We start from the raw sequence: 24,873 nt of genomic DNA on the forward strand, positions 1-24,873 counted from the left end.
TACAGAGTTTCATCTATCTTTTCCATGTAAATTACATTTTATTATAAAATATTCCTTTTTATGGTCAAATAAACTGTAATTACTCCTCATTCATGAAAGCATTAATATATGTCCATTTCTCTTCCCTCTATGATGCAAGCGGTAACCTTTAATCAACCGGGTAATCCAGACGTTTTGAAATTATCCAGTATTCCCATTCCCGTACCAAGAAGAAATGAAGTTTTAATAAAGGTTGAAGCTGCCGGTATCAATCGTCCTGACATCGTTCAAAGACAGGGCAATTATCCGCCTCCCAAAAATGCAAATCCACATTTGGGTTTAGAAATAGCAGGAGAAATTGTTTCATCCCCGTCAAATTCCCATTTTTCCATCGGAGACAAAGTTTGTGCATTAACAAATGGTGGTGGATATGCACAATACTGTTCTGTTCCCTACGTACAGTGTCTTCCATGGCCCAAACAATATAACGCTATAAAAGCGGCGGCTTTACCTGAAACTTTTTTTACAGTTTGGACAAACCTTTTTGCAATCGGCAATCTGAAACCGAATGATTCCCTTCTGATCCATGGCGGCAGTGGCGGAATAGGCACTACCGCAATTCAATTAGCCAAAACTTTTGGAGCAACCATTTATACGACTGTTGGCACTGAAGAGAAAGGGAGTTTTTGTAAAAAATTGGGCGCAACTGACTTTATAAATTACAAAAAAGATAATTTTTATGAAAAAATAAAATCGCTTACGAATAAACAAGGTGTTAATCTGATTTTAGATATTATGGGCGCTTCTTATTTCAGTGATAATATTAAATCTCTCAGTGAAGAAGGACGTTTGGTTATCATATCATTCCAAGGAGGTATAAAGGCGGAAAATGTGAATCTGGGATTGATCGCCATGAAGCGTGTTACTGTTACAGGCAGCACTTTAAGACCTCGTGATACAAAATTTAAGGGAAAAATCGCGCGCGCTTTACATAAACATGTATGGCCACTTTTAGATACCGGAATTATTGAACCTCAAGTTTTCAAAATTTTTCCATTTGAACAAGTCAGAAAGGCGCATCAATTGATGGAAAGCAATAAGCATATCGGAAAAATTGTTCTGGATCTATCACAATTTTCTGATTAATTTTATAATGTTAAAGGGTTACGTTTATTCAAAGGTTTTGATTGCTCAACAGCTCGCCATAAATACCATGCCCCGATTGTCCTGAATGGACTCCATATCCTGGTGACAATTTCCAGTTGTTTGGGTTTAGGCTGCAGTGCAAGATTTTTACAAATACGCCAGCCTTCCCTAATTCCAAAATCATCTTTGGGCATGATATCCATACGACCAAGTGTAAAAACTAAAAGCATTTCAACCGTCCAGCATCCAATTCCCGGCAGAACGGTTATACGGTCAATAAGATCTTGATCTGATAAAGTTAAAGCCTCTTCATAGCCTGGAACAATACCATCCAGGGTAGCCATGGCCAGAGCGTATAGGGAATCGATCTTGCGAAATGAAAAGCCGCACTCTCGTAATTGATCCGGCCTTAATTTTAACAAAGCTCCAGGATCTGGCAAAGCTCCCGAATTAGCCAATTTCAACCTGTTTAAAATAGCGTTCGCTGCATTTGCGTGCAATTGCTGCCCCGCTATGGCCTGTAATAAGGCATCATAAGGCGTTTTCCTATCGATTTTCAATCGACAGGGTCCTTCTTTATCAATAATTTTTGCCAGATCTTGATCTGTTTTTTCAAGAAACCGCATTCCCTGTTCAATGTCAGATGATGATTTGATCATTAAAATAGTCATTATCTCATATCCAGTTTAATGACACGATAATATATAGAAATAATATTAATTATTATTTTAATCGAAGATTTATTCTTTTTTAGATTACATTATGTTAAATAGATAAAGTTTTAGTCAATAAACATTCCATCCGAAGAAAATTACAGTCGAATGAACATTGGTAGACACCCTTCCCCAATATCTGGCAGACGAAAAGGCAAACGTCATTTATATTGGAATTTGGTTCAAAAATCAGATCGATCAGTAATTCATCATCAATCGGTATGCCATTTAAAACCTTCCCTGTTGGATCGCCCTAAAAATTATAACCATTTATTGAAAGGCTTCAAACTTCTTCGCAAAGAACCTTTCAATAGCAATTTTAGACTTTTTGATAATATTGACAATAAACTTGAGAAAATTATAACAGGTCGATTTTTACACTATTCAATAGATAAAAATTCCTGTCTTCATGTTCCTAACCAATCAAAAAAACATCCTTTTTTTTTAGATTTTACCACTTCCCTTTTTTTTCATGGAATTATTGTACTTCTTATTTTTGTGGGAAGCCTCTATATAAATCACAAAAATACCAATCCATATGGAAATAGTAGTCAGGGTAAACCAGTAGATGTCGTTTTTCTACCTCGATCAACAGGACAATCAGGATTAAAAGGTGAAGGATATAATGGGGAACCGGCCCCAAGCAAGGCGATTTCTCCCCCTCCCATTCCTGATTCGCTTCCTGTACCTCCAAAAATAGCCTCAGTTCCAAAACCGGATGAAAACCCATCCGAAAACAGAATAACAGTTTCACAACCCAATGCGGAACCAATACCATCCAAAAAAGAAAAATCGAGACACAAAAACAGGAAAATCAATTTAAATCAAGAACATAAATATTTTTATAAAAATATTCCCCCACGGATCAAAAGAAAAACTGCTCATCCCGTAAGATCTCAATCACCTTTTGAAAACCTGACAAACCTGGATTTTAATGAAAATCCCAACGCTTCTCATCGCAGAATGGCAAAAATAAGACCCCAGGGGTCACGTTCAGCCATTAATATGTCCACTGGTCCTCTAGTCAAAAATGGTAAAATCAATACTCCATATGCAGATAAATTTACCATTAAAGGGGTAAGTTCCGATTACAGTGATTTAATTGCATCCTGGATCCAACAACATATGTATTATCCACCTGATGCCATTCGTAAAGGAGAAGATGGCAGTCCTTCCGTTCATGTCGTTATCAGCCGGGATGGACAGGTTCTCTCGATAAATCTTACCAACTCCTCAGGTTCTGACGCTCTGGATGCGGCAATCCTTGGAATGTTCAGAAATGCACAACTACCCAAAATCCCTCCGGATCTTCCAGATCATTTTGATATGGATTTAAAAATCAATTATATTTTATTGCGGCAATGAGTTGTATTCTGTTTTATTTTATATCAGGCAAAAAAGTGTCCAGCTCACCCTGGAAACGAATGGGAAACGTACGTTTTGCCAATCCCGTTGCATCATCTGTTTCAATGAATAATCCACAAATAGTGGCTGATCCTTCGGCTGGCTGAAAACGATATCTAGGCATTTTTGTAACAAAACGGTTAATGGCCGCTTCTTTCTGCATACCGATGACACTGTTATAATCCCCACACATACCCGCATCCGTTTGATAGGCAGTACCCAACGGCAAAATCCGATAATCAGCTGTAGGAACATGCGTATGCGTTCCTATAACCGCAGAAACTTTTCCATCCAGATAATATCCAAGAGACATTTTCTCACTTGAAGCCTCGGCATGTATATCTATCAATACAGCATCTACTGTTTCACCCAACCGATAGGATATCAAAAGAGTTTCAATCATTTTAAAAGGATCATCAAGCGGATCCATATATAGACGACCCATTGCATTGATAACCAATATTTTTTTTTCATTCTTTGTAAAGGAGATATGATAACCCTGCCCCGGAGTCCCGATGGGATAGTTAATAGGTCTGACTATACGTGGATCCTGTGCGATATAGGTAATCAGGTCTTTACGATCCCAACTGTGATTACCCAAGGTAATAACATCGACACCCGCCCTAAAAAGATCCTGTGCGATAATAGGAGACAACCCAAATCCGTGACTGGCATTTTCTGCATTTACAATAACCTGGTCCAAACATAGTTTAGATCTTAACATGGGCAATTCTTTTATAACGGCTTCTCGACCGCTACGACCTACTATATCCCCTAGAAAAGCAATACGCACCTTTAATCCTTCTGACTGTAAATAATCTCTGTTTCAGTAATGATCGTTTGTAAAGAACAATCAAATTTTTCAACCGGTACGGTTGATACCTCTTGATAGGAAAAAGCAATACCAGCGGTTTTAACCGTCGAATAAACAGCCAATGTTCTATCATAATACCCGCCACCATAACCCAATCGGTTACCCTTCCGGTCAAATGCCAGTAAGGGTAGCATAATTATCTGGGGGTGCATGATTTCCGTATCTGGATATAAGGTTTTATACCGTCCAGGCCTCAACTGCGCTTCCGGATACCATAAGTGAAACTGCAAGGCCAATCCCACCGGTGGCGTTTCGGGTAATAGAATACGATATCCCTGCCGATATAATTCATGCAAACTATCCCGTATGTCCGCTTCAAATTCAAGAGGCCAAAAAAACGCAACTTTCTGACTACGAAAATGTTTTTTATGAATATACTGAACAATATTTCGATTTAACTGTTTATTTTTTTTTTGCTGTAAAATTTGATTTTCAATTCTCAATTGCCGCATTTTTTGTCGCAGCATTTTTTTTTGATTTGAAATATTTTGCATCTATGTCTTTTAATAAAAATAAAGAAGCCGCCATAGCCGTCGAACTGTCAGCTCTTCCGGACCTGCAAATACAGGTGGGTGCCAGAATAACGAAACCACGATTACGTCAGCGCCAGCTCCCTTGGAAGAAATTATCGGCCCAGGAGATGAACTTTCTAACGAACCAGGCAGCCTCCATTATATATTTAGGCTATTTCAATCCTGTCTGCAATAGTCTCCGCCCGTTCGGAGAAATATTTTAATTGTTCTTGCAATTCACGGTTCTTGTTTCTTAAAACCTCAATCTCATGCTCATTTTGTTTTTTTTCCAATGCATTCAATTGATTAGTTATGTCATGAAGCTTATCCGCCATAATCAGGCTTGCCAGAGCCAACAAGCGTCCCTCACCACTCTGGCCCCCTATCTTTCTTATCATATCTATATGTTGTTCAACAATATTGGCCATTGCCTGTAAATGACCTTCCTGCCCGTCCTCACATCCAACTGTATAATTAAAACCATTAATGGAAATTGTTACTTGCGCCATTCTTTCATCTCTAACGATCTTGTTAATTTTATTTTCCAACTAATCCACTTTTAATAATACATCTTTTACCTGGGTAATTAAAATGTCTAAATTTGCTAAAATTTTATCCACATTTTTATTTGAATTTATAAAATCAGGTGAAGATAATTTTTTGTCTAAAAAAAATTCTATTTTATCAAACGCCTTTTCAAGCTTTTTATCTGATGAATCCTGATTATTTCCCTCCTCAGTATTGTTTATAGACAATATATTTATTTTTTCTGAATTGTTTTTATTATCAGATTCAATTGTACTAATGACTTCATGCGTTTCCATGTTATTACACCTTAATATGATATCCAAATAATAAAACCCTTTTTATTTTTTAAAGGTAATTATCGATTAAATACTTAAAAAAAGACACTTATCCAAAATGCAAGCCCATAAATTCACTTTTATATCACAAAAAAATATAATTTTCTCATTTAATAAATACACTACTGATACAAATGCATATTTTTTTACCGTCAATCATTTATCCCAATTTTACTTTATTACTTCACATATTAAAAATAATTACTGCCCTATAACTTTCATCTCTCCCCAGAATGCTGTTGCTTATATGGGTGTACGCTGGTGGATGCAACTTATAAAATTTGGCAAACAACTTTTTTCAAATCCAATTGATGATGCACTCGATTGCTACGATAATGCCGGATTGGCATTGGCGGCTTTGAGACTTGGCCAAAAAAAAATACTCTTTAATTCAAAATCAAAACAGTTTGACCTCCTCAAAAATCGTGCGGACTCACTTCAGGCGACTATTTTAACCAAACGTTCAGAAAGTTTTGACTTGACCGAATTAAGATTCTCTTACTTCTAAGTAATGATTATTTCATATTACAAAAAATCACATAAACTTAATTTTACTATCCTTTCTGGAAAAGAATATTATAATTTTCCACTTCTCTAATGATTTGTTTTTAGGTTTAACAATGAAACTAACCCCTCAAATTAAACATATTCTTAATAATTACGAAAGTGATAGCCCGGTAACAAAACGTAATCTTGCACGGTTGTTAATGCACGGTAAACTATCGGGAACAGGCAAACTTATTATTCTCCCTGTTGATCAAGGGGTAGAACATGGACCAGCAAGATCATTCGCTGTCAATCCAGCGGCCTATGATCCTCATTATCATTATGAACTTGCCATTGACGCAGGATTGAACGCTTATGCTGCTCCATTGGGAGCGTTGGAATGCGGGGCCGGCATCTATGCCCATCAAATTCCAACCATTCTTAAACTTAACAATGCAAATTGCCTGAACAATGCAAAAAATCAGGGAATAACAGGTTCAGTTAAGGAAGCTCTCCGTTTAGGTTGTGTCGGTATCGGATATACAATATATCCCGCAAGTGATTATTTTTATGATCAGATGAGAAATCTTCAGGAAATTATTGAGGAAGCAAAATCCGTTGGATTAATTTCAGTCATTTGGAGTTATCCACGCGGCCCCTCACTGGATAAAGATGGTGAAACAGCCATTGACGTCTGTGCCTATGCCGCACATATTGCCGCTCAAATGGGTGCCCATATTATTAAAATTAAGCCACCCACGGCTCATCTACATTTGCCTGAAGCCAAAAAAGTGTATGAAAAAGAAAAAATTGACATTTCCAGTTTAACCAAACGCACTGAACATATCATGCAATCCGCTTTTGCCGGACGTCGATTGGTTATTTTTTCAGGCGGAACCCATACCTCGGAAAAAAATCTTTTAGAAACATATCAATCACTAAAAGATGGCGGTGCAAACGGAGCTATAATTGGACGTAATGTCTTTCAGCGCCCACGTCATGAAGCCTTAGAAATTTTAAATAAACTTGTTGATATCTTTAAAAAATAATAACTATAGTTTGCATATAATATAAAGGCGTTTTATTACATAATTAAAACGCTTTTTTTAATTAATAATTTATTATTCCTTCATTATAGTATCTTCAATAAAAAATTTGGGACGCTTTTTTACTTCCATATAAATTTTTCCGATATATTCACCTATAATTCCCAAAGAAAAAAGTTGCATTCCACCTAAAAAAAAGATTGATATAAGAACAGAAGCCCAACCCTGAACAACATAGCCCATCATTTTTTCAGTCAATATATAGCCAATTGCAATTAGTGAAATAAAACAAGTTACAAATCCAATAAAACAAATTATTCTCAACGGTATTATTGAAAAAGAGGTAATCCCTTCTAGTGCAAGTCCCAACATCTTCTTCAATGGATATTTTGATTCACCCGCCAGACGTTCACTTCTTGTGTAATAGACCCTGGCTTGTTTGTAACCAAGTAAAGGTATCAAACCACGTATATATATATTACGTTCTTTGAATTTCAGCAGACTCTGCAAAGCACGATAACTTAACAGACGATAATCCGCATGGTTGGCAATTTGTTCAACCCCCATTTTTTCCATTAATTGATAAAATAAAATTGCGGTTCCTCTTTTAAAAACAGTATCCGTGGAACGATCCTTTCTGACGCCATAAACAATTTCAAATCCCTGTTTATATTTTTCAACCATTTTGTCTATACATTGTATATCATCCTGCAAATCTGCATCGATACTGATACATATGTCCGTATCAACCGAAGATAAACCCGCTATCAGTGCAACTTGATGCCCACAATTTCTGGATAATTTTATTCCTCTTACACAGGATAATTCACGTGAAGCCAGTATAATTTGCTGCCAACTATCATCTTCACTTCCATCATCAATAAAAAGAATATAGCTATTTTCCCTGATTTTTTTTTCTTCGACCAGGCAATTGAGAAAGTTTTTTAAAATATTTAAACTATGTTTAAATATCTCCGATTCGTTATAACAAGGCACGATCAGAGCTAATGAGGGAATTGTTTCTTTGTCCATATTTCACCCCGCTTTATAAAAATCCCTTTTATCTTCCATTCTCATACAATAACATCAATGTATTATTTATTTCATGACCCAGAATTTATTAATAAAAAAACTATTCAAAGTATAAACGACCATTCCAATCAATTGGGCAAAATAGGCTTTTAAATTAGAAGAGATCAAAATAAAATCTAAGAATATTTTCATCCCTAAGAGGTTTAAAAAATAACAAAGTAAAAAAGTTATAAAAAATTTTGAAAACCTTAAAACAGTCAATTGTACTGAAAAAGTAAATAATGAATTTAAAATAAAACTTAAAATAAATCCAAAAATATATCCAATAATATTAGCCAAATACAAATTGACTTTAAAATATATAAGAATAAAACTAATACCTAAAGTTAAGAGGGTATTCGCTATTCCAACAACGATATATTTAGTAAAAGTGACCAACATTATTTTCATTAAAACAGAAATGGAACATTATTTATTCTCTATACATATCTATATCTTTTTATTAAACAGGTTCTAACCTATCTTTTTATCAAAAACAATCCAATATCGAATTAACAAGATAATGTCTAATTGCCAGTTATACCTATTAACACCACCTCAACTTAATCCAGAAAAATTTAAACCCTTACTCGTTGAAGCCCTTGAAGCCGGACCTATTGCAGCTGTTCAACTTCGCTTAAAAAACGTCACGGACCTTGAAATATGCCAAGCAATTGAAATTCTTAAACCTGTCGTTCAGGAACGTGATATTGCTTTTATACTTAATGACCGTCCAGATCTGGCAAAAAAATTTGAATGTGACGGTGTTCATATAGGTATGGAAGATATGCCTATCCAACAAGCCCGACAAATTGTTGGGGATCATTTACAATTAGGTGTTTCCTGTTACGACAGTAAAGACTTGGCAATGCAAGCTGGTGAAAGCGGCGCTGATTATATTGCCTATGGCGCCTTTTTTCCTTCACCAACCAAAAATACAGAAATTCGCACTCCTGTTGAACTCTTAAAATGGTGGTCAGAATTAATGGAACTTCCTGTAGTTGCAATTGGCGGCATTACACCTGAAAATTGCAAACCCCTTGTAAAGGCTGGCGCAGATTTTCTTGCTGTTATAAATGCTGTATGGGGACATGCTGAAGGTCCAGCCCAAGGAATCAAAGAAATGTTAAAATCTATAAATGAGGCTGAGCAAGAATAACCATTCCTATAATTAGTAATAATAATAAATCTGCAATTATCTTGGATAAAATTATTAACTAAAAAAATTCGTTTTTTTTATAAAAATACCGACATAAGCAACATCCAGCTTTTTAAGAGGAAGAATATCCAATACGGATTAAATCACTCCTGAAATCATAATTATGAACTGTTAAATATAATGCTGAAACTTGATAAATTACTGTTCTTTTATCAAAAATTATTAAACGAGGATTGTGTATTATCTTTTCAATTTTTTAACGTGTATCATGATCGGTCTGAATCTGGTATGACCACGCAATAAAAAGGATAGAAATATGGAAAACTATATAAGAAAAATAATACGAACCTATATTTAAAAATGACTTTCAACCCTTTTATTGCGATTTACAAAATTTATTCCAGTTATGGAACAACATTCAGTAAATCCTGAGTCACATATATGAAACCATTGGCCTGGGGAATACCATTTACCCAGATTTTATTTCTCTCTCCAACCTTGTTTTTAACTATCAATTGCTGTTTGGTATCGTCCAAGGAAATATATAATGGATCATTATAATAGGTTGTTAGAGTGTAAGTTCCATTATGTTGCAATACCAGTTTTTTAAGATATTCAGGTGAATAACTTCCAAACACTATTGTATACCCCATCAATCTTTTCAAATAAGATTCATTCTGAACGTCCATTAATGAACCATTCACAAAAAATTTAGGCTTTTCCATTGGTGCATTTGGTACTGCAAAAAGCGTATAGGGACCCCGACGTTCAATAATCGATAACAGACCTGTTTTCCGCAATGCCGCCGTATAATCCGCCAACACGATAGAAGCTCTTACTGTTTGATCCAATGATTCGTCAGCATAAACAGGCATATTGGGCACTGGAAATTCTCTAACATTATTGTAAGAAGGAATAAAATAAAGTTTTGTGCTTCCTTTCGTATAATATGTATCAACTTTGGCAGTATGACGGCAATACCAGGATGGGCTTCCATGCCATTGACATTCTCGTTCATGCTCGGGGACACCACTATTGGAACAATTAACTAATGAGAGTAGTCCTATAAAACCACAAATTCGAATTGAAATTTTTTTTAAATAATTTTTATCGACCAAATTACCAACGTTTAAATGTTTCATCCTGTCAAAATCCTTATATTAAATCTTACTCTTGCCAGCGTTTAATAAACATTAGACATAATATCTCTATGATTTAACTTGTAATAAACATTTCGACAAGCATTCAATCATTTATTTCTATCAGTAAAACTACGTTATTCATACCCATAATATATTCTGTATATTGGTCACACCTGTTGCCAACATGACCAATCGATCTACACCCATGGCAATTCCCGAACACACAGGTAATTTTTCAAGCGAAAGCAATAATTCTTCATCCATCTCCCAATATTTCATTTCAGGATATAATTCAGAACGACGCTGACGATCATAAACAAATCTTTTTCTCTGCTCCAGTGGATCGGTCAATTCTTCAAATGCATTTGCCAGTTCCAGACCTCCTGCATATAATTCGAATCGCAAAGCCACCCGCGGATCCAAGGGATCCTTTTTTGCCAGAGCTGCTTGGCTTAAAGGCCAATGGGTCAGGAACGTTGGATTTTGTCTTCCTATATTCGGTTCGACTTTTTCCAATAGAAGACGAAAGAACAAATCTTCCCATGTTTCATTATTCCTTGCATCAACCTTTGCTGCCTTTGCCAATAAGGCAACATCTTCAGGAAGATCAAGCAAGTCAATACCAACATAAATCTCAAAGGCTTGTTGAATTGTCAGACGTTGAAACGGTTTGGTAAAATCAAGCTTGTAATGATTATAATCAATATAAGGTGGCAATAACCTCTTTAACAGCAATTCTGTTTCATCCATAAGATCACCAAGGGAACAGTTAGGTCTATACCATTCCAACATCGTGAATTCTGATGAATGAATATTACCTCCCTCCTGATTTCTCCAAACCCGTGCCAACTGAAAAATAGGCTGATGAATTTCTGCCATTACCTTCTTCATGGAAAATTCTGGACTGGTATGAAGAAAGAGATTGTATTTTTCTCCTTGGGGAGTTTCATATACCGAATGAAACGGATGTAAATGGACTTCCTCCCCAGGAGTTTTGACCAAATAAGGCGTTTCAATTTCCATGTATCCTCGAGCATCAAAAAAACTGCGAATGGATTTCATGATCCATTGACGACGATTCAATAAAGGTAAACGATCGGCTATCGATACTCTAAGATCAGACATAATATTGCAGGGTTCCTTATTATGTTGAGAAATTTATTTATGTCTTTAAATATGTAACAATTTAAATTAAATAAAAGCTTTCCTCTTCAAAGCAAGAAAAAATTCATGACATCAAAAACACTTCGAAATGTTCAGGATTTAATTGATTCCAGGCTAATTGATCAAACCATTAGAAAGCCTCTGCAAGAATTGGAACAGTTTTATGCCACCGCCATTTCTCCTGAAATGGTGAATCTTATTCATGATTTTGAAAAGAATGACCCCAACCCAATCGGTCTACAATACATTCCTCATCCTGATGAATTGAAAATTACCCCGGATGAAATGCATGATCCCATTGGAGATGAGGCATTATCACCAATCAAAGGGATTGTTCATCGTTATGAAGACCGTGTATTATTGAAACCTCTACAGATTTGTCCTGTCTATTGCCGCTTCTGTTTCCGCAGGGAACATGTTGGCCCAGATCACGGTTTACTTAATGACAGGGAATTGATTGCAGCACTTCAATGGATTGAAAAACATTCCAAAATTCGTGAAGTTATTCTTTCAGGGGGCGACCCCTTTATTCTTTCGCCACGTCGAATGAAACTGATTATACAAAAAATAAATAACATACCGCATGTTTCAACCATACGGATTCATACACGTGTCCCTTTTTCCGCACCCTCTCTTATGAATAAGATCTTTATTGAAAGTCTGGACACAGACAAGGCGCTATGGATCGTTGTTCATGCCAATCATCCAGCTGAATTCACCCCTTACGCATTCAAGGCCATTCGCAGTTTGCTCTCGAGAGGGATACCTCTTCTTAGTCAATCCGTATTATTGAAAAATGTGAATGATAATATTGAAACGCTGGAAAACCTATTGAGATCTTTTGTTGAATGGCGGATAAAGCCCTATTATTTACATCAGCTGGATAAAGCGCCTGGCACCAATCGATTTTATGTACCCATTAATAATGGACAGGAATTACTTCGTGCATTAAGAGGGCGCGTTACAGGTATAGCTTGGCCTACCTATGTTCTTGATATTCCTGGAGGGTATGGAAAAGTTCCATTGGGACCAGACTATTATGATCCCGAAAAACCATCCTCGATTCTTGACCCTAAAAATCATAATCATAAAATTTAAATTATATCTTGCAGCAACGCCTAGTCCATTTTATATAAAAAGAACAATAAACCGTCTTTTTAGTATTTTAATCATCAGAGAGTATTATGAAACAACAGGCAAACCAAATCCGTGCAGGTCAGGTTATTGAACATGATGGACGTCGGTGGTCTGTCCTTAAGCAGCAAATCATCACACCTGGTAAAGGCGGTGCCTTTATTCAAGTCGAAATGCGTGATCTTAAAACAGGCAACAAAACCAATGAACGTTGGCGTACTGCCGATACCGTCGAACGTCTGTTAACCGAAGACAAAGAATATAATTACTCTTATAAAGATGGTGATAATCTTGTGTTCATGGATCCGGAAACTTTTGAACAATTTATGTTGCCAAAAGATATACTTGGGGATCAGGTTGCGTTTCTGCAGGATAATATGAAGGTCATAGTCAATTTGGTTGAGGGCGATCCCATTTCCGTCACATTGCCCCCTCAGGTAACCTTGGAAATTGTTGAGGCCGAACCTGTGGTAAAAGGTCAAACAGCAAGTTCTTCCTATAAGCCCGCCATGTTATCCAATGGTGTAAAAACAATGGTTCCCCCTTTTATCGAGGCTGGAGAAAAAATCGTTGTACGAACAGAAGATGGTAGCTATGTTGAAAGAGCAAAAAATTAGGCTTTTTTATAGTTTTAAACCTAAACCATTTTTATTTTGATCTAAAGAAAAGATGTCAAATCTTAGTCAATTAAGAAAGACATCTTTTTAAATTTGCATTATTAAGTTAGGTTAAATACTAACTGAAAAATTCAAATGCCTTTTGTAAATTCTAGGAAAAATTAATGGCGATTCGACTTTCCCCTCATATGACCGTAATGCAGAATGCAGCACAAAAAGCTGCACGCACGCTTCTTCGTGATTTTAATGAAGTTGAGATGTTGCAAGTGAGTGTCAAAGGTCCCGGGGACTTCGTATCGCAGGCAGACCTAAAGGCCGAATCGACTATTAAAACAGAACTCAGTAAAGCGAGACCTGGATATGCCTTTCTTATGGAAGAAAGCGGTGCCTCAGGGGGAGATAACTGGAACTGGCGCTGGGTTGTTGATCCTCTTGATGGAACAACTAATTTTTTACATGGAATTCCACATTGGGCAATTTCCATAGGCCTTCAGAAACGTAATGATAAAGGTCAGGTTGAAATCGTTGCCGGCGTTATTTATAACCCGGTTGCCAATGAAATGTTTTGGGCTGAAAAGGGTGTCGGCGCTTTTCTGAATGAACGTCGCCTTCGCGTTTCCTCTCGACGAGACATGTTTCAGGCTGTACTTGCCACTGGCATTCCTTTTGCCATTTCCGACATTAATAAACAGGAAAAATTTGTAAAAATCCTTAAATCAGTCATGCCAAAAATTGCAGGCATAAGACGCTATGGTGCCGCTGCCCTGGATTTAGCATGGGTTGCAGCAGGCCGTTATGAAGGTTTTTGGGAAATGGATTTAAAACCCTGGGATGTTGCCGCAGGAATTCTACTGGTCAAGGAAGCGGGCGGATATGTAACCGATCCTGAAGGAAATCCATTAGATGATCTAAAAATGTCTGTTAATACTGTTGCAGGAAATGCAGCGCTTTTTCCTAAAATTAGGGAAACAATATTAGAAAACATTTCCAAACCTTGATAATAAATGATAATTAATTTTAGTTATTCTTTTATTCTAACAGGTTGAGAATGCATCAAATGTTTTTTTTATCATCTTCTGCACCGGCACTAAAAAAAAAGCATCTTTATTATTTGACCATATTTTCAACCGTATTGTTTTCTTCTTGGAATAACATGATTTTTGCCCAGGTTAGTGTCAATAATTCAGCCTTGAATAATCTAGGTCCTGCAAAAAATATCCAGCCAAAATCGACAAAAAATAAAAAAGCAACTTCTATTTCCAAACACACAAAACAACCAACAAATCCTGCCAAAATTTCGAAGTCAAAACCAAAACAAACACAAGCTGCCATCCCGTCAATTCCCAATTCCCCACCTCCTAACCCTGTTTTTAGAGATCCAGAGCTAAACGTACCTTTACATCCACCAGCCTCTCCTGCCATGCCTAAGATTAATCCTAAAGCCCAAGGAAATGTCGTGGTTAATGATCAACACACCATCATTAATTTTAAGGGAGATGAATCTGAATTAAACGAAATAATGATGAAAACGGTAATGGATATGGCTAATGTACTTAAGCGGAATCCTAACGTTCAGATTTACCTTAATGCATATAGTCATGGAACTGTTGATGATATATCTACACCAAGAAGAAACGCCTTAAATCGTGGGCTTACTATACGTGCTGTCTTAATTAATCAGGGTATTCCGGCCACTCGCATTTATTTGATTGCAAAAGGCATACCGGAATCAAATACAAATGCAAATCCAGATTATGTTGAAATGGTACGTTCAGATTTAGTAAAAGACAAAAAATAACTTTTTTAAACGCACATTGTTTGAATTGTATATTCTATAAAAAATCCTCTTAAACAGAGGATTGTAAAAAGTAAAACAAATTTAGAACTAACCTTGACGTGCTTTCATACGCGGATTTTTCTTGTTGATTACATATACTTTTCCATGACGGCGAACAATGCGACAATCTTTATCGCGGAGTTTCGCAGAACGTAAACTATTTCTGATTTTCATAATTAATTCATCCCAGGCAATAAATACAAAAGTCCCTTTTTATATAAAGAAAAATTAAAAAATGTCAAATGCAAAGCGATTATTTTTTAAAGTTTAAGCTTTTGGAAAACTTTTTCAAATTGCTTGAATTCTGCCGATCTCAATGAATTTCTACGCCAGGCCAGGCCAATTGTTCTCCAGGCTGGATTTCCCTCTAAAGAACAGACAGCTACATCCTTGTTTACTATTACACCGGATCTAATAACCATTTCGGGAATAAATGCAATTCCCAAACCGACTTCAACCATACTTATTACCGTATCCAGAGAAGAGGCGACAAAATTGTTGCTGAAATCGTTGACCGCTTTCATGGTCTGACTTTGTCGACACATATCAATGGTCTGATCGCGTAAACAATGACCATCTTGCAACATTATAATTTCTTTTGGATCAATCTGATGTAATGACACCCTATCCAAAGAGGCTAAGACATGATCCTTGGGTGTTATTAAATAGAATTTGTCTTTATAAAGCGCATAGGTATCCGCACCTCCACAGGAACATGGCATTGCAATAATCAATAAATCGAGATATCCAATGAATAATTTTTCCATTAGATTTTCAGTTATATCTTCCTGAATAGTCAAAGTTAGTTTTGGATAGGTTTTCCGAATTTCCCTAACCAAAAAAGATAAAATATAAGGTGCAATTGTGGGAATGATTCCAAGCCTCAAAGAAGAGGAAAGTGGTTCATGCGCAAAACTTACCATTTCACGAACCGTTTCCAAACCCTGTAATGCAATTCTTGCTTGTTCAGCTATTTCCTGTCCCAATGGTGTAAATACAACCCTTTTTCCCGCTGTTCTATCCAATATAGAGACATTCAACTGACGTTCTAAACTTAAAATTCCTGCAGATAATGTTGACTGTGTAACAGAGCAGGCATTTGCCGCACGACCAAAATGATGTAATTCTGACAATGCAATAAGATAACGTAATTGTTGCGGCGAAGGGAGTGCTTCCATCGTTTTTTTCAATCATTCATTACTAAATATTTCATTTGAAATATTAGCATTTTTTACACATATTAATAGAGGAACCAAAAAAAATTTTATAATGTTATTTTATTAGGAGAAAATAATATGTTGACTGTTGGTGATCAATTTCCGTCTTTTAGTCTTACAACTGTTCCTGCTGGTCCTGATGGACTGAATGGAGAATTTATAACGATCAATAATCAAAGCGACAAGGGTAAATGGAAATTATTTTTCTTTTGGCCTATGGATTTCACATTCATTTGCCCAACGGAAATCGCGGCTTTTAGCGACATGGAAACAGAATTTTCAGAACGTAACACTGCTGTTTACGGTGTATCGATTGACTCTGAATATGTTCATTTAAACTGGCGTCTTCATAATGAAACTTTAAAAAATCTGAAGATTCCAATGCTGGCTGACAACAAGCGCGAACTTTCTGCAGCATTAGGTATTCTTCATTATGAAGCTGGTGTTGATTTAAGAGCGACATATATTGTTGATCCAGAAGGGATTATCCGTCACGTCAGTGCAAATGACCTGTCTGTTGGTCGCAATCCAGAAGAATTCCTTCGCATTCTTGATGCTTTGCAAAACGGGGGTCTTTGTCCTTGCAGCTGGCACAAAGGGGATAAAACTCTTTAATTTATCCATTGATAAATCATCAAAGCCTCTTGATCTCATATCAAGAGGCTTTTTTATTTCAATTTGCTAATAATATTATTATAATTCTTCAAAATTTTTAACATAAACATTCATACCAAAGGAAACAATCTTGAAGGCTTTAATCTTGCAGCATGCTTCTTTTGAGACACCGGGTTATATTCTTGAATGGCTAAAAATACATCAATATGAAACAATTATTTTGAAATTGTACGAAATGGATGAAAAAAACATTCCTCTTTCCTATAACATCAATCTTTTAATTATCATGGGTGGTCCCATGAGTGTTCATGATGAAAAAAAATATAAATGGTTATCAAAAGAAAAACAATTAATTAAAAACTTAATAAATAAAAATATTCCAACTCTAGGCATTTGTTTGGGGGCTCAATTAATTGCTGATATTTATAATGCCCATATTACAATCGCTAAGCATAAAGAAATTGGTTGGTTTCCTATTCAGGTAATTCAATCCAAGGAGCGTAAGAAAATCAAATGGCCTGAAAATTTTGTCACATTTTTATGGCATGGTGAACAATTTGATATTCCAGCACATGCCAAATTACTCGCATTTAGTCAAGGTTGCCCACATCAGGCCTTTATGATAAAGAATAATGTAATTGGATTACAGTTCCATCCGGAAATGACTTTAACAATGATTCAAAACATGATTGAAAATTGTTATGATCAGGATAAAACCCTCTCTCCTTTCGTTCAAAGCATAAAAGAGATGCTTTCTGTCCCAAAGGAACATTATTCAATAAATCATCAAATAATAGACAACCTGCTTTCATATTTAACTGCATAAAGTCAATACCTAGATATTATTTTCAATCACTTGTTTTAATTTCTGTAACACAAGATCCACAAGCTGATTATCCTTTGCCTCAACCATAATACGAATCAAGGGTTCTGTTCCACTTTTCCTTAGAAGGACCCTTCCCTCTTTACCCAATTTCAATTCCGCATCCCTTACGACTTTTTTAACTGCTTCGGTATTTAAAGGGTTTTTTCCGTTAAAACGAATATTATATAACTTTTGAGGGAACGGCATAAACATTCTACATACTTCACTTGCTTTTTTACCCTCTTCAATAATAACTGCCAATACTTGCAATGCAGCAATAAGACCATCACCGGTCGTTGAAAATTCAGAAAGGATCATATGCCCAGACTGTTCCCCTCCAACATTACATCCAAGTTGACGCATCTTTTCAACAACATAACGATCACCTACACAGGTTCTCATTAATTGAATTCCGGTATCATTCAAAAACTGCTCGAGTCCCATATTAGACATCACTGTCGCTACAATTGAATGATTTTGGAGCATCTTTTTTTTATCCCAGGAAGATGCAATTAAAGCCAGAATCTGATCACCATCGATAAGCTTGCCCTCTTCATCAACCAACAGCATACGATCAGCATCACCATCGAGGGCTATTCCCAAATCAGCCTTATGCTCCAATACAGAATTGATTAGCGTCTCTGGATGTGTTGAGCCACAATTTTTATTAATATTTAAACCGTTCGGTTTACATCCAAGCGATATAACTTCTGCGCCCAACTCCCACAATGCCTTGGGAGCCACATGATAAGCGGAACCATTTGCACAATCAATAACGATTTTCAAACCATCAAGGCGACACCCACGGGGAAAAGAAGCCTTTGCATGCTCAATATAGCGACCTGCCGCATCATCCAGACGTACGGCCCGACCAATATGTTCATTACCAGCCAATTGACCTGACAAATCAGATCTAATCATGGCTTCAATTTCAAGCTCCTGTGCATCGGAAAGCTTAAATCCATCTCTATTAAAAATTTTTATTCCATTATCTTGGAATGGATTATGTGATGCAGAAATCATAACTCCAAGATCAGCACGCAAGGAACGAGTCAACATTGCGATCGCTGGCGTAGGCATCGGACCAACCAGAATCACATCCATTCCTGCCGATAAAAAACCGGCAACCAAGGCACTTTCAATCATGTAGCCTGATAAACGTGTATCTTTGCCGATCAAAACTTGATGTCTTCTATGGTCTTTTCCAGCCATGAACATCAATCCTGCAGCTTGACCAAGCTTCTGTGCCACTTCTACCGTCATAGGATCACTATTGGCTGTACCACGAATTCCATCTGTTCCAAAAAGTAATCTATGATTTTTCATTAACTTTTCCCATGTTAAACAATAAAACATCACAATTGATATGACAGAAATCAACCATATAAAGTCTGCCACATTTTCATGCTTTGTACCGCAGCGGGCACATTGTGAACACGAATAATTGAATTTCCAAAATAAAATGCCGGAGATGACGCTATCATGGTAGCGGCATCATATTCCTCAAAATTCATTTCTCCAGCAATTTCCCTAATAAAACGTTTTCTGGAGACTGCTAGAAGCAAACGGCAACCTAAGTTAGCAAAAGCGGCGAATTTTTTTAAAAGTTCCATATTTTGAAAATTATTCTTTGCAAAACCTATACCCGGATCAAGTATTACATTTTCACGACGAATACCTGCATTTACCGCTTTTTGAATTTTTCTTTGCAACTCTGCAAAAACATCAACCAAAACATTGTTGTAATTCTTATATTGATGCATTGTCTGGGGATTTCCACGCATATGCATTAAAATCACAGGGCATTGAGCCTGAGAAATAACCTGTGCACTTTCCCTATCATCAAGAGCAGAAATATCATTAATTAAATCAGCTCCTGCATCTAAGGCATATTTCATTGTTTCAGCATGACGCGTATCAACAGACAAATAGGCACCACATCCTTTTAATGCTTTGACAACAGGAATAATTCTACGACATTCCTCTTCAGTTGACACAGGTTGAGAGCCAGGCCGTGTACTTTCACCACCAATATCGATTACTGTCGCACCATCCTCAACCATTTTATGAGCGGCCCGAATAGCAGTTGAACTTGAATAATGTTTGCCACCATCACTAAAACTATCAGGCGTTACATTCAGTATACCCATAATTAGAGAATCTTCAGGCAATCCAGCCAAAGGCGAGGCAGTTGTTATTTTTCTTATCTGATTAGAATATAAGGGTGAATGAAAACAATCTTTGACATACCCAATTTCCAGTTTTTGATTCTCAATTATCTCAATCATTGAAAAGGCAACTTTTTTTTCTTGACCTGCAAAAGGTAATGCAAGCTCATTTTTGATTGCAAACTGGGCTGAATTTCCAAATAAAAATCCTGTAGGATTTATAATCATATCATTCTTAACACTATAACCATGACACTATCATCTAATATCAATCTCAAATAAAATAAGTGAAAAGAATATATTCTTTTCACTTAAAAAATAGTTTTAATCCATAAAAATTAAAACCCTAGTTATGTTCCTCAAAATTAACACCTGTTGCAGGAACAGGATTATCAACATGACCAGCATCATCCTTTTTTATTTTATCAGAACCGAAATTATCACCTGAATGATGAGCCACATCGATTGATGATCTCAATTTTTTTGTCGTGTCATCAACAAGGCTACGTTCGATTTTTTCACCGCGAAGAACCTGTCTGATTTCCTCTCCACTTAAAGTTTCATATTCCAAAAGACCTTGAGCCAATCTTTCAAGATCTTCCCTGTGCTCTTCTAACAACGCTGTTGCACGTTTATGTGCATCATCAATCAAACGTTTAACTTCGGCTTCTATTTCATGAACGGTTTCACTAGAAATATTTTTACCTTGTCCCATGGAATGACCGAGAAAAACCTCTTGTTCATTTTCAGCATAAGAAACAAGTCCAATTTTTTCACTCATACCCCATTCAGTAACCATCCGTCGTGCAAGATCCGTCGCCATTTTGATATCGCCAGATGCACCGTTTGAAACATTTTCCGGACCAAAAATCATTGATTCGGCACAACGTCCACCCATGGCAAGAACCAGTTCAGCCAAACATTTCGATTTGCTTTTTGAATAGCGATCGCCTTCCGGCAGACTCATCACCATTCCCAATGCGCGTCCACGTGGAATAATTGTAGCCTTATGTACCGGATCACATCCAGGAGTAAATAATGCGCAAATGGCATGCCCGCCTTCATGATAAGCGGTCATTTTTTTCTCATTTTCACTCATGACCAGTGAACGACGTTCTGAACCCATCATGACCTTGTCTTTGGCATTTTCAAATTCCAGCATCGATACTGTTCGACGGTTTAACCGTGCAGCCAACAAAGCCGCCTCATTAACAAGATTTGCAAGATCAGCACCAGAAAAACCTGGTGTTCCACGGGCAATTACTCTTGGATCAACATCAGATGCTAACGGAACCTTTTTCATATGTACGCGAAGGATTTTTTCACGACCACCGACATCAGGATTAGGCACAACAACCTGACGATCAAATCTTCCTGGACGTAACAATGCCGGATCCAAAACATCAGGTCTGTTCGTTGCGGCTATGAGAATTACGCTTTCATTGCTGTCAAATCCATCCATTTCAACCAGCATCTGATTTAAAGTCTGTTCTCGCTCATCATTACCACCACCGAGACCGGCACCACGATGACGTCCAACAGCGTCAATTTCATCGATAAAAATAATACAGGGAGCAGCTTTTTTACCCTGTTCAAACATATCTCGAACACGAGAAGCCCCCACTCCAACAAACATTTCTACAAAATCAGAACCTGAAATTGTAAAAAATGGAACATTTGCCTCACCAGCAATCGCACGCGCCAATAAGGTTTTCCCTGTTCCAGGAGGGCCAACCAACAAGACCCCTTTTGGTATTCTGCCACCCAGCCGCTGAAATTTTTGTGGATCTTTAAGGAATTCAACAATTTCTTCCAGCTCGCTTTTAGCTTCATCAATTCCCGCCACATCCGCAAATGTGACACGTCCCTGTTTTTCAGTCAGCAAACGGGCCTTGGATTTACCAAATCCCATTGCCTTTCCCCCTGCGCTTTGCATATTGCGCATAAGAAGAATAAATAAACCGATAATCAGCAAGGTTGGCAATAAATTCAACACAAGCTGCCAAAAAAGATTTGGATGATTATCTACAGGTTTAACCTCTATTGTAACTTTATGGTCAGTGAGGGTTGATAAAAGCGAAGTATCCTGTGTTGGCAAATAGGTTTGAAATTTCTTGCCATCCTGACTTGTTCCAGTTAAATACCGATCCTGTATGACAACTGATTTAACATTTCCAGCGTTAACATCGCCTAGGAATTTAGAATAGCTAACTTGATTGTCCACAACAACATTACTGCTTGGTCGAAAATATCCAACCACTAACATTACTGATACAATAACGAGTATCCATAAACTTAAATTACGCCCAAAATTTTTCATTCTACTTTATATTTCCATGTTTTAGGATAAACACGTTTTTAAAAAAAGAATATTTAATATATATCATTTTATATTCTTCATATTACAATTTATCTCTTACTTAATAACATAAGAACTGAAACAAATCTTTCCTACCCTAAAAAATATTTTTCCTTAAAAATATTGAATTTAAACCGATTTATTATAAACATAATTACATAATTAAGCTAATTTTGTGGTCGAAAAAAGATGACTTTGTGTCAAGGATTGTCTAGGCTGGAAAACAATATCCCATTCTTTAACGGACTCGTCCGAATATATTCCCAAATAAGGCACAGCCAATAATTTATCATTATGCCAAAAAGCGGGTAATGTTTTCAAAATGCAAACAGGCAATCCCTCTCTACATGAAAACTGTTTGTAAGCTTTACCCAATGCAGCAATCGTAACTTTATCACTAATATCATATTCTGGCATAATAACTCGGAAACGATAATCCCAAATCGTATTTGGCCGGGCCATTTTTGCCTTTTCAATAACAGTTGTTTCTCTAATCATCAACCAACCATTTCCCAACCTTCCAGCTGGCATAATTTGTACGCCACCAAGAGTAACTTTGCGCATTGATTGAACAAGCCGATTAATTGATTTCTTCAAGGGTGCATACACAGAACCGGAAATTGTTCTGATTAAAGCACCCAACGTTCTTTCATCCATACCTTTGGTGGAAAAATAAGCAAATCCTTCTGATCTGATCAAAATGTTTTCTGTAACAAAAACAGCCTGATCCTGATCTTTTTTCATTCTTTTTTTACTCTCTTCCCGCGAGCGATGTAATAGTATTGAGACAGATCCTGAAGATGCCCAGGCCGACGACAATTCCTTTCTCACCTGATTTCTCTGAAATTTTAGATCCTGATTGGATGGATCCTCGACCCATATAATCCCTTCCTGTTTTAAGGTTATTCTCAAACGTTGTGGTGCGATCGATAGTAAAGGTCTTATTAACCTTATCTGCGGCAAATCCGTAATCGCAGCCATAGCGGCAATTCCATCCTCACCACTTCCGGCACGTATTCGCATCAGTACAGTTTCCGCCTGATCCCCAGCATGATGACCCAAAAGCAAATCTATGCTTCCCATTTTACAACATGTCTGAATTAATATTTTGTAACGCTCAATACGCGCTCTTTCTTCCAATGCGGCTCCAGGTTTTAGATTATCTAATGTCAGAACTTTTGATTCAATTCCAAGATCCTTCAATCTTTCTTGTGTGAGAGCTGCCTCTATAGCCGAATTTGACCGAATTCCATGATCAACAATTAAGGCGAATACATTTCGTCGCCAACGGGATGCCAGCAATGCAAGACACAAACTATCTGCACCACCAGATACAGCCAATACAATGGGTGGCAACTTTTCATCATCGTTACCCCAAGGTCCCAATGACTCAATACAAGAATTAAATTCATCTTGAGATACAGGTTTTAAAATATCATCCATACAGATTTAACAAATCAGGAACATTTAGCTTTACGACTTAAATTCAAGGCAGAAGATTTCACCTGGGTTGAAACATTTGGATATTTACTATGAAGCAGACTTACAGCCTGACAAGCTTCCTGAACCTTGCCATTTTTTAACATTAAATATCCTACACCCAACAAAGCAGATGGAGCCTTGGGAGATTTAGGAAAATTTTTATAAACAGCATAATAATTTACTGATGAAGCCTTGAAATTTCCTTGTCCAGCCTGAGCCTGAGCCAGCAAATATCGTGCACTAGGGGACTTGGCACCTTCAGGCGTGGATAAAATTTTTTGGGCGATGGATTCTGCGATCTGAAAATTACCATTCAACAATGCCTGTTGACCATCTTTCAAGGTTGAACCTGTTTCAGGTTTTACAGATTTAATTGTTCCTGAATCATCCGAAATTGATGATTTTTTAGAAACCTCACTTTTTGAATCAGTTACCACATCATCTGAAGAACCATTGGAAGCGCCTCCACGACCAGCCGCAAAATTCATATCATCAATTTTCTTATTGACAAGATCGTTTTGAGTTTTCAATTGGTTTGACAAATCATCAATTTCGCCCCTCATAACCCTCTGCTGATCTTCTAGATTGTTTATCCGGCTAACTAAATCGGGAAGTAAACCGTTATTTATTGATAAACTATCATCCTCATCTTTATCTTTATGCCTTTTTTTACGATAATTATCAGAATCATCATTAAAATTAGTATTCTGTGCCTGAAGCTGGCTGATTTGCGATTTTAATTGTGCGACCTGGTTTTGTAGCGCAATAACCTGACGACTGTTATTTTCCTGGGCATTACCGTAAAAAGGACAAATCATAATTGATAGAAATAAACCTGTTATACTTCCTTTGACCTTTGGATGATCAATTGAAAGTAAATTAGAAATTCTTGAATGTTTTTGCTTCGTTATCATTGCCAAACCCTTTACTATCCTTCATTTGATAATAAATTCAAAAAGCTTTAACCATTTATAAATTACGTTCTTTTACATTACATAACAAAAAGCCGGCATAACGTAT

General features: G+C 36.8%; 27 protein-coding genes and 1 other RNA gene. 11 read left to right on the plus strand and 17 right to left on the minus strand.

The window, feature by feature from the left end; genetic code table 11:
* Positions 1-108: 108 nt before the first annotated feature.
* Entirely contained in the window at positions 109-1,125 is a 1,017-nt protein-coding gene (locus H3T57_RS04425) for an NAD(P)H-quinone oxidoreductase (RefSeq protein ID WP_232349724.1), read from the plus strand.
* Between the two features lie 2 nt (positions 1,126-1,127).
* Here H3T57_RS04425 and H3T57_RS04430 read toward each other — a convergent pair whose 3' ends face one another.
* Positions 1,128-1,796 carry a DNA-3-methyladenine glycosylase gene (locus H3T57_RS04430; protein ID WP_232349725.1) on the minus strand — a complete coding sequence of 223 codons (669 nt, stop codon included), beginning with the start codon at positions 1,794-1,796 and terminating at the stop codon, positions 1,128-1,130.
* A gap of 150 nt (positions 1,797-1,946) precedes the next feature.
* On the opposite strand from H3T57_RS04430, the gene H3T57_RS04435 reads away from it, so the two are divergent.
* Positions 1,947-3,203 carry an energy transducer TonB gene (locus tag H3T57_RS04435; protein ID WP_198193320.1) on the plus strand — a complete coding sequence of 419 codons (1,257 nt, stop codon included), beginning with the start codon at positions 1,947-1,949 and terminating at the stop codon, positions 3,201-3,203.
* Between the two features lie 13 nt (positions 3,204-3,216).
* On the opposite strand, the gene H3T57_RS04440 is transcribed toward H3T57_RS04435, so the two are convergent.
* From H3T57_RS04440 to H3T57_RS04460, 5 genes are all read right to left on the minus strand, one after another.
* On the minus strand, positions 3,217-4,035 hold the full coding sequence (locus H3T57_RS04440) for a TIGR00282 family metallophosphoesterase (protein ID WP_198193321.1): 819 nt from the start codon (positions 4,033-4,035) through the stop codon (positions 3,217-3,219).
* 2 nt (positions 4,036-4,037) lie between these two features.
* Positions 4,038-4,610 (minus strand): 5-formyltetrahydrofolate cyclo-ligase, encoded by a 573-nt coding sequence (locus H3T57_RS04445; protein WP_198193322.1) that lies wholly within the window; start codon positions 4,608-4,610, stop codon positions 4,038-4,040.
* A gap of 20 nt (positions 4,611-4,630) precedes the next feature.
* Positions 4,631-4,787: non-coding RNA, 6S RNA (ssrS, locus tag H3T57_RS04450), on the minus strand.
* An 8-nt stretch (positions 4,788-4,795) separates the two neighbouring features.
* Positions 4,796-5,137, minus strand: coding sequence for a cell division protein ZapA (locus H3T57_RS04455; RefSeq protein ID WP_122124259.1), 342 nt, complete (start codon positions 5,135-5,137; stop codon positions 4,796-4,798).
* A 39-nt stretch (positions 5,138-5,176) separates the two neighbouring features.
* The gene (locus H3T57_RS04460; protein WP_155569086.1) at positions 5,177-5,452 is read right to left on the minus strand and encodes a hypothetical protein; all 276 of its coding nucleotides are present in this window, start codon (positions 5,450-5,452) and stop codon (positions 5,177-5,179) included.
* A gap of 304 nt (positions 5,453-5,756) precedes the next feature.
* On the opposite strand from H3T57_RS04460, the gene H3T57_RS04465 reads away from it, so the two are divergent.
* Together H3T57_RS04465 and H3T57_RS04470 are read left to right on the plus strand one after the other, a co-directional pair.
* Entirely contained in the window at positions 5,757-5,999 is a 243-nt protein-coding gene (locus tag H3T57_RS04465) for a hypothetical protein (protein WP_198193323.1), read from the plus strand.
* A 112-nt stretch (positions 6,000-6,111) separates the two neighbouring features.
* The gene (locus tag H3T57_RS04470; protein ID WP_110438822.1) at positions 6,112-7,026 is read left to right on the plus strand and encodes a class I fructose-bisphosphate aldolase; all 915 of its coding nucleotides are present in this window, start codon (positions 6,112-6,114) and stop codon (positions 7,024-7,026) included.
* 72 nt (positions 7,027-7,098) lie between these two features.
* Here H3T57_RS04470 and H3T57_RS04475 read toward each other — a convergent pair whose 3' ends face one another.
* The gene (locus tag H3T57_RS04475; RefSeq protein WP_155565257.1) at positions 7,099-8,055 is read right to left on the minus strand and encodes a glycosyltransferase family 2 protein; all 957 of its coding nucleotides are present in this window, start codon (positions 8,053-8,055) and stop codon (positions 7,099-7,101) included.
* A 66-nt stretch (positions 8,056-8,121) separates the two neighbouring features.
* Positions 8,122-8,505: a GtrA family protein gene (locus tag H3T57_RS09210; RefSeq protein WP_110438820.1), complete on the minus strand. Its 384-nt coding sequence runs from the start codon at positions 8,503-8,505 to the stop codon at positions 8,122-8,124.
* Between the two features lie 112 nt (positions 8,506-8,617).
* Between H3T57_RS09210 and thiE the strand changes: the two genes are divergently transcribed.
* Complete coding sequence (thiE, locus tag H3T57_RS04485) at positions 8,618-9,253, plus strand: thiamine phosphate synthase (RefSeq protein WP_110438819.1); 636 nt, start codon at positions 8,618-8,620, stop codon at positions 9,251-9,253.
* Between the two features lie 404 nt (positions 9,254-9,657).
* On the opposite strand, the gene H3T57_RS04490 is transcribed toward thiE, so the two are convergent.
* Complete coding sequence (locus H3T57_RS04490) at positions 9,658-10,395, minus strand: fasciclin domain-containing protein (RefSeq protein WP_155566619.1); 738 nt, start codon at positions 10,393-10,395, stop codon at positions 9,658-9,660.
* Between the two features lie 138 nt (positions 10,396-10,533).
* Positions 10,534-11,520, minus strand: a complete 987-nt coding sequence (gene epmA, locus H3T57_RS04495; protein ID WP_198193324.1) for an EF-P lysine aminoacylase EpmA — start codon at positions 11,518-11,520, stop codon at positions 10,534-10,536.
* 105 nt (positions 11,521-11,625) lie between these two features.
* Between epmA and H3T57_RS04500 the strand changes: the two genes are divergently transcribed.
* The 4 genes from H3T57_RS04500 (at position 11,626) to H3T57_RS04515 (ending at position 15,108) form a co-directional block, all read left to right on the plus strand.
* Complete coding sequence (locus H3T57_RS04500) at positions 11,626-12,657, plus strand: lysine-2,3-aminomutase-like protein (protein WP_155566617.1); 1,032 nt, start codon at positions 11,626-11,628, stop codon at positions 12,655-12,657.
* Between the two features lie 86 nt (positions 12,658-12,743).
* Positions 12,744-13,310 (plus strand): elongation factor P, encoded by a 567-nt coding sequence (gene efp / locus H3T57_RS04505; protein ID WP_198193325.1) that lies wholly within the window; start codon positions 12,744-12,746, stop codon positions 13,308-13,310.
* Between the two features lie 170 nt (positions 13,311-13,480).
* A complete protein-coding gene (locus tag H3T57_RS04510) occupies positions 13,481-14,308 on the plus strand; it encodes an inositol monophosphatase family protein (RefSeq protein ID WP_198184981.1) in 828 nt (275 codons plus the stop codon).
* A gap of 59 nt (positions 14,309-14,367) precedes the next feature.
* Positions 14,368-15,108, plus strand: a complete 741-nt coding sequence (locus H3T57_RS04515) for an OmpA family protein (RefSeq protein WP_198195200.1) — start codon at positions 14,368-14,370, stop codon at positions 15,106-15,108.
* An 87-nt stretch (positions 15,109-15,195) separates the two neighbouring features.
* On the opposite strand, the gene ykgO is transcribed toward H3T57_RS04515, so the two are convergent.
* Together ykgO and H3T57_RS04525 are read right to left on the minus strand one after the other, a co-directional pair.
* Positions 15,196-15,321 (minus strand): type B 50S ribosomal protein L36, encoded by a 126-nt coding sequence (gene ykgO, locus H3T57_RS04520; RefSeq protein WP_110438813.1) that lies wholly within the window; start codon positions 15,319-15,321, stop codon positions 15,196-15,198.
* Positions 15,322-15,407: 86 nt separating this feature from the next.
* A complete protein-coding gene (locus H3T57_RS04525; RefSeq protein ID WP_155565250.1) occupies positions 15,408-16,325 on the minus strand; it encodes a hydrogen peroxide-inducible genes activator in 918 nt (305 codons plus the stop codon).
* A gap of 117 nt (positions 16,326-16,442) precedes the next feature.
* On the opposite strand from H3T57_RS04525, the gene H3T57_RS04530 reads away from it, so the two are divergent.
* Both H3T57_RS04530 and H3T57_RS04535 read left to right on the plus strand, forming a co-directional pair.
* Positions 16,443-16,979 (plus strand): peroxiredoxin, encoded by a 537-nt coding sequence (locus tag H3T57_RS04530; RefSeq protein ID WP_110438811.1) that lies wholly within the window; start codon positions 16,443-16,445, stop codon positions 16,977-16,979.
* Positions 16,980-17,109: 130 nt separating this feature from the next.
* Positions 17,110-17,805, plus strand: a complete 696-nt coding sequence (locus tag H3T57_RS04535; protein ID WP_198193327.1) for a type 1 glutamine amidotransferase — start codon at positions 17,110-17,112, stop codon at positions 17,803-17,805.
* 9 nt (positions 17,806-17,814) lie between these two features.
* On the opposite strand, the gene glmM is transcribed toward H3T57_RS04535, so the two are convergent.
* The 5 genes from glmM to H3T57_RS04560 all read right to left on the minus strand — a co-directional run bounded on the left by glmM (position 17,815) and on the right by H3T57_RS04560 (position 24,767).
* Positions 17,815-19,170: a phosphoglucosamine mutase gene (gene glmM / locus H3T57_RS04540; RefSeq protein ID WP_198193328.1), complete on the minus strand. Its 1,356-nt coding sequence runs from the start codon at positions 19,168-19,170 to the stop codon at positions 17,815-17,817.
* Between the two features lie 50 nt (positions 19,171-19,220).
* Positions 19,221-20,240 carry a dihydropteroate synthase gene (gene folP / locus H3T57_RS04545; RefSeq protein WP_198193329.1) on the minus strand — a complete coding sequence of 340 codons (1,020 nt, stop codon included), beginning with the start codon at positions 20,238-20,240 and terminating at the stop codon, positions 19,221-19,223.
* 118 nt (positions 20,241-20,358) lie between these two features.
* The gene (gene ftsH / locus H3T57_RS04550) at positions 20,359-22,332 is read right to left on the minus strand and encodes an ATP-dependent zinc metalloprotease FtsH (RefSeq protein WP_198193330.1); all 1,974 of its coding nucleotides are present in this window, start codon (positions 22,330-22,332) and stop codon (positions 20,359-20,361) included.
* A gap of 201 nt (positions 22,333-22,533) precedes the next feature.
* A complete protein-coding gene (gene tilS, locus H3T57_RS04555) occupies positions 22,534-23,814 on the minus strand; it encodes a tRNA lysidine(34) synthetase TilS (RefSeq protein ID WP_198193331.1) in 1,281 nt (426 codons plus the stop codon).
* A gap of 14 nt (positions 23,815-23,828) precedes the next feature.
* Positions 23,829-24,767: a hypothetical protein gene (locus tag H3T57_RS04560; RefSeq protein WP_198193332.1), complete on the minus strand. Its 939-nt coding sequence runs from the start codon at positions 24,765-24,767 to the stop codon at positions 23,829-23,831.
* Positions 24,768-24,873 lie beyond the last annotated feature (106 nt).

This window comes from Commensalibacter sp. W6292M3, from assembly GCF_016101315.1.
In the GTDB taxonomy this organism is placed as follows: domain Bacteria; phylum Pseudomonadota; class Alphaproteobacteria; order Acetobacterales; family Acetobacteraceae; genus Commensalibacter; species Commensalibacter melissae.

What these genes read in the sequence shown, in the direction of transcription:
- H3T57_RS04425 (WP_232349724.1), top strand. Translation starts at nt 109, where the DNA reads ATGTCCATTTCTCTTCCCTCTATGATGCAAGCGGTAACCTTTAATCAA.
- H3T57_RS04430 (WP_232349725.1), bottom strand. Translation starts at nt 1,796, where the DNA reads ATGACTATTTTAATGATCAAATCATCATCTGACATTGAACAGGGAATG.
- H3T57_RS04435 (WP_198193320.1), top strand. Translation starts at nt 1,947, where the DNA reads ATGAACATTGGTAGACACCCTTCCCCAATATCTGGCAGACGAAAAGGC.
- H3T57_RS04445 (WP_198193322.1), bottom strand. Translation starts at nt 4,610, where the DNA reads ATGCAAAATATTTCAAATCAAAAAAAAATGCTGCGACAAAAAATGCGG.
- H3T57_RS04455 (WP_122124259.1), bottom strand. Translation starts at nt 5,137, where the DNA reads ATGGCGCAAGTAACAATTTCCATTAATGGTTTTAATTATACAGTTGGA.
- H3T57_RS04460 (WP_155569086.1), bottom strand. Translation starts at nt 5,452, where the DNA reads ATGGAAACGCATGAAGTCATTAGTACAATTGAATCTGATAATAAAAAC.
- H3T57_RS04465 (WP_198193323.1), top strand. Translation starts at nt 5,757, where the DNA reads ATGCAACTTATAAAATTTGGCAAACAACTTTTTTCAAATCCAATTGAT.
- H3T57_RS04470 (WP_110438822.1), top strand. Translation starts at nt 6,112, where the DNA reads ATGAAACTAACCCCTCAAATTAAACATATTCTTAATAATTACGAAAGT.
- H3T57_RS04475 (WP_155565257.1), bottom strand. Translation starts at nt 8,055, where the DNA reads ATGGACAAAGAAACAATTCCCTCATTAGCTCTGATCGTGCCTTGTTAT.
- H3T57_RS09210 (WP_110438820.1), bottom strand. Translation starts at nt 8,505, where the DNA reads ATGAAAATAATGTTGGTCACTTTTACTAAATATATCGTTGTTGGAATA.
- thiE (WP_110438819.1), top strand. Translation starts at nt 8,618, where the DNA reads ATGTCTAATTGCCAGTTATACCTATTAACACCACCTCAACTTAATCCA.
- H3T57_RS04490 (WP_155566619.1), bottom strand. Translation starts at nt 10,395, where the DNA reads ATGAAACATTTAAACGTTGGTAATTTGGTCGATAAAAATTATTTAAAA.
- epmA (WP_198193324.1), bottom strand. Translation starts at nt 11,520, where the DNA reads ATGTCTGATCTTAGAGTATCGATAGCCGATCGTTTACCTTTATTGAAT.
- H3T57_RS04500 (WP_155566617.1), top strand. Translation starts at nt 11,626, where the DNA reads ATGACATCAAAAACACTTCGAAATGTTCAGGATTTAATTGATTCCAGG.
- efp (WP_198193325.1), top strand. Translation starts at nt 12,744, where the DNA reads ATGAAACAACAGGCAAACCAAATCCGTGCAGGTCAGGTTATTGAACAT.
- H3T57_RS04515 (WP_198195200.1), top strand. Translation starts at nt 14,368, where the DNA reads ATGTTTTTTTTATCATCTTCTGCACCGGCACTAAAAAAAAAGCATCTT.
- ykgO (WP_110438813.1), bottom strand. Translation starts at nt 15,321, where the DNA reads ATGAAAATCAGAAATAGTTTACGTTCTGCGAAACTCCGCGATAAAGAT.
- H3T57_RS04525 (WP_155565250.1), bottom strand. Translation starts at nt 16,325, where the DNA reads ATGGAAGCACTCCCTTCGCCGCAACAATTACGTTATCTTATTGCATTG.
- H3T57_RS04530 (WP_110438811.1), top strand. Translation starts at nt 16,443, where the DNA reads ATGTTGACTGTTGGTGATCAATTTCCGTCTTTTAGTCTTACAACTGTT.
- glmM (WP_198193328.1), bottom strand. Translation starts at nt 19,170, where the DNA reads ATGAAAAATCATAGATTACTTTTTGGAACAGATGGAATTCGTGGTACA.
- folP (WP_198193329.1), bottom strand. Translation starts at nt 20,240, where the DNA reads ATGATTATAAATCCTACAGGATTTTTATTTGGAAATTCAGCCCAGTTT.
- ftsH (WP_198193330.1), bottom strand. Translation starts at nt 22,332, where the DNA reads ATGAAAAATTTTGGGCGTAATTTAAGTTTATGGATACTCGTTATTGTA.
- tilS (WP_198193331.1), bottom strand. Translation starts at nt 23,814, where the DNA reads ATGGATGATATTTTAAAACCTGTATCTCAAGATGAATTTAATTCTTGT.
- H3T57_RS04560 (WP_198193332.1), bottom strand. Translation starts at nt 24,767, where the DNA reads ATGATAACGAAGCAAAAACATTCAAGAATTTCTAATTTACTTTCAATT.